Origin of the sequence: Gilliamella sp. ESL0441, assembly GCF_019469185.1 — a bacterium.
Taxonomy (GTDB): domain Bacteria; phylum Pseudomonadota; class Gammaproteobacteria; order Enterobacterales; family Orbaceae; genus Gilliamella.
Map to the genome: position 1 here is coordinate 2,588,121 of NZ_CP048264.1, position 11,592 is coordinate 2,599,712.

An 11,592-nucleotide genomic window follows, 5' to 3' on the forward strand; every position below is an offset into this window, starting at 1 on the left:
ATGATTTAGAGGAACAATAATGAGTGAGATAACTCATGACGGAGTAGAAGTTCAGTCGCTACGTACCTTTACAGAAAGCGCTTATTTAAACTACTCTATGTATGTCATTATGGATCGTGCACTACCTTTTATTGGTGACGGTTTAAAACCAGTGCAACGCCGTATTGTTTATGCCATGTCAGAATTAGGGCTTAACGCTCAGGCTAAATTTAAAAAATCAGCACGTACTGTCGGTGATGTTTTAGGTAAATATCATCCACATGGTGATAGCGCCTGTTATGAAGCAATGGTACTGATGGCACAACCATTTTCTTACCGCTATCCATTGGTTGACGGACAAGGTAACTGGGGGGCGCCAGATGATCCAAAATCCTTCGCTGCAATGCGTTATACCGAATCACGCCTATCTAAATATGCCGAACTACTATTAGGCGAATTAGGACAAGGTACGGTCGATTACACCCCTAATTTTGACGGTACATTACAAGAACCGAAAATGTTACCGGCCAGATTACCGAATATTCTATTAAATGGTACTACAGGTATTGCTGTTGGGATGGCGACCGACATCCCACCCCATAATATTCGTGAAGTGGCCAATGCAGCGATTATGCTGGCAGATAATCCGAAAGCTACGCTAAGCGAAGTGATGGCTCACATACAAGGGCCTGACTTTCCAACTGAAGCAGAAATCATCACCCCACCACAAGATATAGAAAAAATCTATAAGACGGGACGTGGCTCAATTCGTATGCGTGCTGTATGGAAAAAAGAAGAAGGTGATATCGTTATCACTGATCTGCCACATCAAGTTTCTGGTGCGAAAATTTTAGAGCAAATTGCCTCACAAATGCGTGCCAAAAAACTACCATTAATTGAAGATTTACGTGATGAATCTGATCATGAGAATCCAACACGACTCGTCATTGTACCTCGCTCTAATCGTGTTGACTTAGAACAGGTCATGAATCACCTATTTGCCACAACCGATCTGGAAAAAAGCTATCGGGTCAATATGAATATGATTGGGCTAGACAATCGCCCATCCGTCAAAGGGTTAGTTGAGATTTTAACTGAATGGTTAGAATATCGTCGTAATACGGTAACCAGACGTTTAAACTTCCGTTTAGACAAAGTATTAAAACGCCTTCATATTTTAGATGGTTTACTTATTGCCTTTTTGAATATCGATGAAGTCATTAATATTATTCGCTATGAAGACGATCCTAAAACAGAGTTAATGCAACGGTTTAATTTAACTGAAATCCAATCTGAAGCGATTTTAGAGTTAAAACTTCGCCATTTAGCTAAACTTGAAGAGATGCGTATCAAAGGTGAGCAAAGTGATCTCGCTAAAGAGCGTGATCAGCTTCAAGCATTACTCGGTTCACCTAGAAAATTGAATAGTTTAATTAAAAAAGAGCTTCAACAAGACGCTGATAAATACGGGGATGAACGCCGTTCTCCGATTGTTGAACGCAGTGAAGCAAAAGCCATTACCGAACAAGAACTAATACCGTCAGAACCGGTGACCATTGTCTTATCTGAAATGGGTTGGGTAAGAGCGGCTAAAGGTCATGATATTGATCCAACGGGACTGAGTTACAAAGCTGGCGATAGTTTTAAAGCGGCTGCAAAAGGAAAAAGTAATCAACCTGTGGTATTTATTGACTCAACGGGCCGTAGCTATGCCATTGAACCCAATACATTACCTTCAGCGCGAGGACAAGGCGAACCACTTACGGGTAAATTAGCATTACCTGCTGGTGCAAGCGTTGAACATGTATTGATGTCAGCAAATGACAATCAAAAATTTTTACTTGCCTCAAGTGCGGGGTATGGATTTATATGTCAATTTAGTGATTTAGTCGCACGTAACCGAAACGGTAAAGCCATAATTAATCTACCGAATAATGCGAAAGTACTCACGCCTATTGAAATTTCAAATGATGAAAGCTTACTTTTATCCATTACCCAAGCAGGACGGATGCTTATTTTCCCTGTAAAAGATCTTCCCGAACTGGCAAAAGGCAAAGGAAACAAAATAATCTCATTATCCAATGCAGATGACAGCCTTGCTTATATGATTTTAATTACACCGGAAACATCCATCACCTTATATGTTGGCAAACGCAAACTTACCCTAAATCCTGTTGATTTACAAAAATTTAGGGCAGAACGTGCTCGTAAAGGTAGCGCTTTACCACGTGGACTACAAAAAATAGATCGAATTGAGGTAAACAAATAGTATGTCTTTTATTTGGGCGATTATTACAGGCTTTGTATTAAGCATTGTATTAAAATCGGGATGGGGTTATTTACTTGGATTTTTTGTTGGTCCAATGCTCTATCAAACCCTTTGTAACAAGTTAAACCAGCAAAGAACTCAAACTAATCCAACTTTATATTTAACCATTGTTTTTGAAGTACTTGGTCATCTCAGTAAAGCAAAAGGCGTGGTCACACAAGATGACATCAATCTTGCACGCCATTTTATGGATAGACTACAACTTGATAGCAACAGTCGACGACTTGCGCAAGACTCATTTAATCGAGGTAAAGCTGCGGATTACCCTCTTCGAGCTCGTTTAAAAGAGATATATATTCAATACCGCTTTCGACGTAATGTGTTAAATATTTTTTGTGAACAACTCATTCAAGCGGCACTGGTTGATGGTCATTTAGATGAAAAAGAGTCACAAATATTGTATATTGTGGCAGAAGAATTTAATATTCCTCGTCAACAAATGACCATGTATATTAAAATGATGATGGGAAGCTACCATTTTCGTCAAAATGGTTATCACCAAAATCAATACCAAGATCAGCATTACCAATATCAACAAAATCATCAACATCAGGGCTATCAAGGTCGTTCAGCACAATCAGATCTACAAAATGCATACAAAATTTTAGGTATCGAATCATCAGCCGAAATTACAGAAATAAAAAAAGCATATCGAAAACTAATGAATGAGCATCATCCCGATAAGTTAGTGTCAAAAGGCTTACCTAAAGAGATGCTTGAAGCTGCCAAAAAACGCGCTCAAGAGATTCAAGCTGCTTATGATCTCATAAAAGTATCGCGCGGATTTAAATAGAGACAACAACGATGATGCATTGGCGTTCAATTATTCGAATTGTAGGATTATTGATAACATTATTATCTGTTTTCATGTTATTACCTGCTCTGGTCGCATTAATTTATCGTGATGGCGCTGGTGCGATATTTCTTCGTTCTTTTTTTGCAGCCTTGATTTTAGGCGGCTTGTTGTGGTTACCAAATCGACACCAACGTCACGAACTTAACACCCGTGAAGGCTTTTTTATTGTGGTGCTATTTTGGGTTGTGTTAGGCACAATTGGCGCTTTTCCATTTATTTTTGATAATCACATTAATTTAAACTTAACGACAGCATTTTTCGAATCATTTTCTGGTCTAACAACAACGGGGGCAACCACCATTGTGAAGTTAGACCATTTACCTAAAGCGTTACTGTTTTATCGACAATTACTGCAATGGCTTGGCGGAATGGGGATAATCGTGTTAGCGGTTGCTATCCTACCTTTACTAGGTGTCGGGGGGATGCAACTTTATCGTGCTGAAATTCCCGGCCCACAAAAAGACAGTAAAATGCGACCACGTATTGCCGAAACAGCAAAAACCCTTTGGTCAATCTATATTCTACTTACCACACTATGCGCAATCTGCTTGTGGTTTGCAGGCATGAATGTATTTGATGCTATCTCCCACAGCTTTTCAACGATTTCAATGGGGGGATTTTCCACCCATGATGATAATTTGGCTTACTTTAATAGCCCGGCAATCAACTATATTGTTACCCTATTTTTAATCTTATCTGGCTGTAACTTTGCGCTCCATTTTGCTGCATTAAGCGGTTTTTCAATAAAAGTTTACTGGCGAGACCAAGAGTTTAGAACCTTTATTTTCATTCTATTAATACTAATTGCCATATGCGCAGTGGTTATATTTTTCTATAAACCTCATCGCCTTAGTATTGATAAAATCATATTACAAGTCGTGTCCATATCATCGACAGCAGGATTTTCTGTAGATGATATTAATACTTGGCCTTCATCATTACCTATTTTTCTACTTTGTGCCTCGTTCATTGGTGGTTGTGCCGGTTCGACGGGGGGGGGCTTAAAAGTGGTCAGAGTACTACTTTTATTTATGCAAGGTTCGCGTGAGCTAAAACGATTAATTCATCCAAACGCTATCTATACCTTAAAATTAAATCATCGAGTTGTACCTGAACGAATTATCGAATCAGTTTGGGGATTCTTTTCTGCTTACGCTTTAGTTTTTCTAATTAGTTTATTTGTCATTATGGCAACAGGTGTTGATGCAACCGACTCTTTTTATATTGTTGCCTCTTCACTCAATAATTTAGGTGTGGGGCTTGGTAGTGTCAGTGATAATTTTGCCCATGTCAGTGATGTGGTGAGATGGGTGATGGTGGTCGATATGCTATTTGGACGACTAGAAATATTTACATTATTAGTCCTTTTTACACCAACATTTTGGCGAAGTTAACCTTAAACTCAAACACCCATAAAAATAAAACTTTTTGCCAAATTATGCAAAATTCATAAATATTTTATTGATTATTTAGTCAATTACATAGAAAATTAGAACGCAGCATGTGCTGTGTTTATTAGAGGTAATCACCTGACATATGGAATGGATCATGGATCCTACGATCTGGATTGGTTTATCCACCCTGATTGTACTTGAAATCGTCCTTGGTATTGATAACATTGTTTTTATTGCCATTCTTGCCGAGAAGCTTCCACCACACCAACGCGATAAAGCACGCATCACTGGTCTTGCTTTTGCATTAATTACTCGCATTATTTTATTAATGTTCACCGGTTGGTTAGTCACACTCACGACACCACTATTTACAGCGTTTGGTATTAGTTTCAATGCCCGCCAACTTATTATGTTAGTGGGAGGCATATTTTTACTGTTTAAAGCCACCATGGAACTCAATGAACGTCTTGAAGGTGCAGCTCACGAAGAAGGAAAATCGAAAAAAACCTCACACTTTTGGACTGTCGTTGTACAAATCGTTATTTTAGATGCCGTGTTTTCTCTCGATTCTGTGATTACGGCGGTCGGTATGGTTGAAAATATTCCTGTCATGATTATTGCCGTTTGTGTGGCAATTTGCATTATGATGGTCGCAAGTAAACCTTTAGCCTATTTTGTCAATTCGCATCCCACCATTGTTATTCTTTGCTTGAGCTTTTTATTAATGATCGGCTTTAGTTTAGTTGCAGAAGGATTTGGTTTTGCCATTCCAAAAGGCTACTTATATGCCGCTATTGGTTTTTCAATCATGATTGAGTTTTTTAATCAGTTAGCCATATTCAATCGTCGCAAAGCATTGAATAAAAAACCTCTGCGAGAACGGACTGCCGAAGCGATCTTACATCTACTGAAAGGCGATGTTGAAGAAGATCCGGATACTCACACAATTGATACGGTATCAGATAACAATAAAAAAGAATCTGTCTTTAACCATCAAGAACTCAACATGGTTGAACGCGTTCTTGGACTGGCAAAGCGATCGGTCAGCAGTATTATGACAGCAAGGTTAGATGTTGATATGGTTAATATCAATGACGACCGTGAAACAATTTTGAAAGAGATTTTTGAAAATCCTCATTCACGATTAGTCGTGACTGATAATGCGTCGATTGATGAACCTTTAGGCATTATTCAAGTTAACGACCTGTTAAAAGATGTTTTGCAAAATAAAGAGCCAATCGATATTAACGCTTTAATTAAGCAACCGCTAATCTTTCCCGAAACGGTATCGTTACTTGTTGCGTTAGAACAATTTAAAAAAGCCAAAACCCATTTTGCTTTTGTAGTTGATGAATTTGGTTCCATGCAAGGCGTGGTTTCAGTCACCGACATCATCGAAACTATCGCTGGCGATTTTCCGACCGAAGAGGAAGAAATTGACGCCAAACATGATATTCAATGTCTGGATGATAATACGTGGATTGCCAATGGCTATATCCCGGTTGAAGAGTTGGTTCGATTTGTCCCAATCCCAATTGATGATAAACGTGAATACCATACTCTTGCAGGATTATTGATGGAAAAAGCACAGCATTTACTTGAAGTCGGTGAGACCATGCAAATAGGTGATTACCTATTTGAAATAGCTGAAATTGAAAGCCATCGTATTTTAAAAGTTAAAATTACTCTGAACAAACTTGATTCAATTTAATGAACCAAGGGCATACTCAATCGTAACTCATTATTAATGAGTTACGATATCTTAAAAACCATTCAATATTCTTTATCCTCATTAAAAATCCAACATTAGATGTTGAACAATTGGTTTTAAGGATTATTTTCGTCTTCTAACAAAACAATAACAAGTGATTAGATTTGTCTCCATTACACTATAAACAGATGAGTTAGCCCAAAACAGGTAAACACCTATCCTACTATCTATTTAAAGATGCTATAAAATACGCAGATAAATTATGATTAATTTAATCAGGATTTACTATTTCATCATCGCAACTTAATGACTATATGAAATTTACTATTAAAGTCAGTTTTTAATACAGGTATTTATCAATAAAGACTGAGCAGAATAATGCTTGACCTGTTAAAAGAAGCGGTAATAATAATGCAGTGAATTTTGTACTGTATAAGCAAGCCAATCACCACAATTGTCATGCTTGACTAATGATAAGCAAAAATGTGGTTATGGCATTATACAAATATTCATTATTATTAACCTAAACTAGGCCTTAACTTATGAATTCAATATTCGAAAAAATATTTCAATTGAAAGCAAAAAAAACCACCATTGGTACTGAAGTGATTGCAGGATGTACGACATTTCTTACAATGGTCTATATCATCTTTGTTAATCCTTCCATTTTGTCGGCAACAGGCATGGACACCTCAGCAGTATTTGTATTAACCTGTTTAGTAACAGCCTTTGCATCGATTTTAATGGGTATGTTTGCTAATTTACCGATAGCGTTGGCGCCGGCTATGGGACTCAATGTATTTTTTGCCTATGGCATGTGTGGCGCAATGGGCTATTCTTGGCAAGTGGGAATGGGCGCTATATTTTGGGGATCGTTAATCTTTTTTGCACTATCTCTTTTTAAAGTTCGCCATTGGCTAATAGAACATATTCCACAATGTTTACGTGTTGGTATCAGTGCGGGTATTGGACTGTTTATTGCATTTATGGGCTTTCAAAATATGGGGATTGTGGTTAGTTCTCCATCAACATTATTAACCTTAGGCAATATTCTATCTCTTAAAGTCTTATTAGGTTCTCTGGGTTTTTTCATTATTATTATTTTAGCTGCGCGCAACTTCCATGCAGCGGTTTTAATCTCTATTCTCGTGGTCACATTGCTTGCTCTGTGGCTGGATCCTAATATTCATTATGAAGGCGTCGCCTCTATTCCACCAAGTGTTTCAAGCGTAGTCGGTCATGTTGATTTAGCCGGTTCGCTTAATATCGGTATAATGGGCGTGATATTTTCCGTCATGATCGTCAGCTTATTTGATTCATCAGGTACGATTTTAGCCTTGACCGACAAAGCTGGCATTTCAGACGAAAAAGGACGCTTTCCTAAAATGCGTCAAGCATTATTAATTGATAGTTTCAGCTCTTCACTTGGTGGGCTTTTTGGGACTTCATCAGTTCTCACTTACATTGAAAGTTCAGCGGGTATTTCCGTAGGTGGTCGCACAGGTTTAACTGCTGTTGTCGTTGGGATTTTATTTTTAATGATGACATTCTTATCACCTTTAGCGCATTTAGTCCCGACTTATGCAACATCTGGCGCACTAATATTTGTGGGAATATTAATGGTATCAAGTTTAGTGAAAGTTAACTGGTCTGATTTAACTGACGCAACACCTGCCTTTATTACTGCCTTAATGATGCCTTTTGCTTTCGCCATTACTGAAGGGGTTGCACTTGGTTTTATCTCTTATGTGGTATTAAAAACCTTTACCGGTAAATTTAAAGAACTCAATCTTTGTGTCATCATTTTTGCTGTACTATTTGCACTTAAATTTATCTTTATTGATCATCATTAATCGTCATTCCTCATCAATGCTATTGATGAGGACCCCCCTCAATCTTTAACTAATATATCCCCCTTTCAGTTGGCGTACACTTAAAAAGTGAAACTTTTTATTACTCATTTATTGGGCATTTTCTTACCAATGAATAAAGTCTATGTTCGATAGTTAAATGCGAGCAAAAACTTGACATTATCCTTGTTGAGGTCTAGAATCTTGCGACCCAAAACTTATATATTTAGGTTTTGGTCTACAGTTATTAATTACGTATCTAAAATGCAATTTTAAATTTATTTTAATTAATCAGGAGCTTATTAATGGCAACAATTAATCAGCTGGTACGCAAACCGAGAGCACTTAAGGAAGTTAAAAGTAACGTTCCTGCACTTGAAGCATGCCCGCAAAAACGCGGTGTTTGTACTCGTGTTTACACGACTACACCGAAAAAACCTAACTCAGCATTACGTAAAGTATGCCGTGTACGTTTAACCAACGGTTTTGAAGTTACTTCTTACATCGGTGGTGAAGGTCATAACTTGCAAGAACATAGCGTGATTTTAATCCGCGGTGGTCGTGTTAAAGATTTACCTGGTGTTCGTTATCACACTGTTCGTGGTGCATTAGACTGCGCAGGTGTTAAAGATCGCAAACAAAGCCGTTCTAAATACGGTGTAAAACGACCTAAAGCTTAATGGAACTCCGTTAAGTAAGGCCAAACTATATAATTCCATTTAACTCATTTGAGTTTTGGGTAAACCTGAAAATTTATAACATATAAACGGAGTATTCCAATGCCACGTCGTCATGTTGTCGGTCAAAGAAAAATTCTACCTGATCCGAAATTCGGTTCAGATTTGCTGGCGAAATTTGTAAATATTTTAATGATAGATGGTAAAAAATCTATCGCAGAATCAATCGTATATTCAGCTCTTGATAAATTAGCTGAGCGTAGTGGAAAAGACCACTTAGCAGCTTTCGAAGTTGCACTAGATAACGTAAGACCAACTGTAGAAGTTAAGTCTCGTCGCGTTGGTGGTTCTACATACCAAGTTCCTGTTGAAGTGCGCCCTGTTCGTCGTAATGCACTTGCAATGCGTTGGATTGTAGAAGCTGCTCGTAAACGTGGCGATAAATCAATGGCTCTACGCCTTGCGAATGAACTTATGGATGCTTTTGAAAATAAAGGCACTGCTGTGAAAAAACGCGAAGATGTTCATCGTATGGCTGAGGCTAATAGAGCGTTTGCACACTATCGTTGGTAATCTTTCCACTTGTATTAAGTGGCTTGAAATTAGACTGACAGCACATATCTACTGTCAGTCAACCTAAATGATATTTTATTAAGCAAACGATTCTAAATAGAGGATTAATATGGCTCGTACAACCCCTATAGCACGCTACCGTAATATCGGTATCAGTGCACATATTGACGCAGGTAAAACGACAACTACTGAACGTATTTTGTTTTACACTGGCGTAAGTCACAAAATTGGTGAGGTTCATGATGGCGCAGCTACCATGGACTGGATGGAACAAGAACAAGAACGTGGTATTACTATCACGTCTGCGGCTACAACTGCATTCTGGTCTGGTATGGGACAACAATTTGAACCACACCGTATCAATATCATCGACACCCCGGGACACGTTGACTTCACCATCGAAGTAGAACGTTCTATGCGTGTTCTTGATGGTGCAGTTATGGTTTACTGTGCGGTTGGTGGTGTTCAACCTCAATCAGAAACAGTATGGCGCCAAGCTAACAAATATAAAGTTCCGCGTATCGCATTTGTAAACAAAATGGACCGTATGGGCGCTAACTTCTTACGTGTGGTTGAGCAAATCAAAACACGTTTAGCGGCAGTGCCTGTTCCATTAGTATTACCAATCGGTGCAGAAGAAGGCTTTACTGGTGTTGTTGATTTACTTAAACGTAAAGCAATTAACTGGAATGATGCAGACCAAGGTACAACCTTTACTTATGAAGATGTACCAGCTGACATGGTTGAGCAAGTCGAAGAATGGCGTGCAAACTTAATCGAAGCTGCAGCAGAAGCTAACGAAGAGTTAATGGAAAAATACCTAGGTGGTGATGAGTTAACTGAAGAAGAAGTTAAAAAAGCACTACGTGAACGCGTACTTGCTAACGAAATCATCTTGGTAACATGTGGTAGTGCATTTAAAAATAAAGGCGTTCAGTTCATGCTTGACGCAGTTATTGAGTATTTACCTGCACCAACCGATGTTCCTGCGATTAAAGGTGAATTACAAAATGGTGAACCAGCAGAACGTCATTCAAGTGATGATGAACCATTTGCTGCACTTGCATTTAAAATTGCAACTGACCCATTTGTTGGTAACTTAACCTTCTTCCGCGTTTACTCTGGTGTAGTTAACTCTGGTGACTCAGTGCTTAACTCAGTTAAAGATCGTAAAGAACGCTTTGGTCGTATCGTACAGATGCATGCGAACAAACGTGAAGAAATCAAAGAAGTTCGTGCAGGTGACATTGCAGCAGCAATCGGTCTTAAAGATGTCACAACTGGTGATACGCTTTGTGCTGAAAATTCACCAATTATTCTTGAAAGAATGGAATTCCCTGAGCCGGTTATCTCGGTTGCAGTTGAACCAAAAACTAAAGCTGACCAAGAAAAAATGGGTATTGCTTTAGGTCGTTTGGCAAAAGAAGATCCATCATTCCGTGTCTGGACTGATGAAGAATCAAACCAAACTATCATTGCTGGTATGGGTGAATTGCATCTTGAAATCATCGTAGACCGTATGAAACGTGAATTTAACGTTGAAGCGAATGTCGGTAAACCTCAAGTTGCTTACCGTGAAACAATTCGTACAACAGTTAAAGACATCGAAGGAAAACATGCAAAACAATCTGGTGGTCGTGGTCAATACGGTCATGTTGTTATCGACATGTATCCATTAGAAGCGGGTGGTGCTGGTTACGAATTTGTTAACGAAATCAAAGGTGGGGTAATTCCGGGTGAATTTATTCCTGCAGTAGATAAAGGTATCCAAGAGCAATTGAAATCAGGGCCTTTAGCTGGTTATCCAGTTGTGGATCTCGGTGTGCGTTTACATTTTGGTTCTTACCATGATGTCGACTCATCTGAAATTGCCTTTAAACTTGCCGCATCAATGGCATTTAAAGAAGGCTTCATGAAAGCTAAACCTGTGCTTTTAGAACCAATTATGAAAGTAGAAGTTGAAACCCCTGAAGATTATATGGGTGACGTTATCGGTGACTTAAACCGTCGTCGTGGTATGATCGAAGGCATGGATGATACTGCAACAGGTAAAACTGTTCGTGCGCAAGTACCTCTTTCAGAAATGTTTGGCTATGCGACAGACCTTCGTTCACAAACACAAGGTCGTGCTTCTTACTCTATGGAGTTCTTGAAGTATAACGAAGCACCTTCAAACATCGTAACAGCAATTATTGAAGCTCGTAAAGCGAAATAATTATTTAT

The 11,592-nt window shown here is 38.6% G+C and carries 8 protein-coding genes; all 8 read left to right on the forward strand.

The annotated features are described in order from the left end of the window. The first annotated feature begins 19 nt into the window (after positions 1-19). The 8 genes from parC to fusA all read left to right on the forward strand — a co-directional run bounded on the left by parC (position 20) and on the right by fusA (position 11,584). On the forward strand, positions 20-2,248 hold the full coding sequence (parC, locus tag GYM75_RS11490; protein WP_220216062.1) for a DNA topoisomerase IV subunit A: 2,229 nt from the start codon (positions 20-22) through the stop codon (positions 2,246-2,248). 1 nt (position 2,249) lies between these two features. Beyond that, entirely contained in the window at positions 2,250-3,101 is an 852-nt protein-coding gene (gene djlA / locus GYM75_RS11495) for a co-chaperone DjlA (protein ID WP_220216063.1), read from the forward strand. Between the two features lie 14 nt (positions 3,102-3,115). Then, positions 3,116-4,558: a TrkH family potassium uptake protein gene (locus tag GYM75_RS11500; protein ID WP_220217317.1), complete on the forward strand. Its 1,443-nt coding sequence runs from the start codon at positions 3,116-3,118 to the stop codon at positions 4,556-4,558. A 142-nt stretch (positions 4,559-4,700) separates the two neighbouring features. Then, positions 4,701-6,269, forward strand: a complete 1,569-nt coding sequence (locus GYM75_RS11505) for a TerC family protein (RefSeq protein ID WP_370632126.1) — start codon at positions 4,701-4,703, stop codon at positions 6,267-6,269. Between the two features lie 542 nt (positions 6,270-6,811). Next, on the forward strand, positions 6,812-8,122 hold the full coding sequence (locus tag GYM75_RS11510) for an NCS2 family permease (RefSeq protein WP_220216065.1): 1,311 nt from the start codon (positions 6,812-6,814) through the stop codon (positions 8,120-8,122). A gap of 302 nt (positions 8,123-8,424) precedes the next feature. Next, positions 8,425-8,799 (forward strand): 30S ribosomal protein S12, encoded by a 375-nt coding sequence (rpsL, locus tag GYM75_RS11515; RefSeq protein ID WP_025316630.1) that lies wholly within the window; start codon positions 8,425-8,427, stop codon positions 8,797-8,799. 99 nt (positions 8,800-8,898) lie between these two features. Continuing rightward, complete coding sequence (gene rpsG / locus GYM75_RS11520; protein ID WP_065559623.1) at positions 8,899-9,369, forward strand: 30S ribosomal protein S7; 471 nt, start codon at positions 8,899-8,901, stop codon at positions 9,367-9,369. A gap of 109 nt (positions 9,370-9,478) precedes the next feature. Then, positions 9,479-11,584: an elongation factor G gene (fusA, locus tag GYM75_RS11525; RefSeq protein ID WP_065559622.1), complete on the forward strand. Its 2,106-nt coding sequence runs from the start codon at positions 9,479-9,481 to the stop codon at positions 11,582-11,584. The last annotated feature ends 8 nt before the right edge of the window (positions 11,585-11,592 follow it).

Bases quoted from the DNA above. Each gene is read 5' to 3' on its own strand.
- GYM75_RS11510 (WP_220216065.1), top strand. From the start codon at position 6,812: ATGAATTCAATATTCGAAAAAATATTTCAATTGAAAGCAAAAAAAACC.
- GYM75_RS11500 (WP_220217317.1), top strand. From the start codon at position 3,116: ATGCATTGGCGTTCAATTATTCGAATTGTAGGATTATTGATAACATTA.
- rpsL (WP_025316630.1), top strand. From the start codon at position 8,425: ATGGCAACAATTAATCAGCTGGTACGCAAACCGAGAGCACTTAAGGAA.
- rpsG (WP_065559623.1), top strand. From the start codon at position 8,899: ATGCCACGTCGTCATGTTGTCGGTCAAAGAAAAATTCTACCTGATCCG.
- GYM75_RS11505 (WP_370632126.1), top strand. From the start codon at position 4,701: ATGGAATGGATCATGGATCCTACGATCTGGATTGGTTTATCCACCCTG.
- parC (WP_220216062.1), top strand. From the start codon at position 20: ATGAGTGAGATAACTCATGACGGAGTAGAAGTTCAGTCGCTACGTACC.
- djlA (WP_220216063.1), top strand. From the start codon at position 2,250: ATGTCTTTTATTTGGGCGATTATTACAGGCTTTGTATTAAGCATTGTA.
- fusA (WP_065559622.1), top strand. From the start codon at position 9,479: ATGGCTCGTACAACCCCTATAGCACGCTACCGTAATATCGGTATCAGT.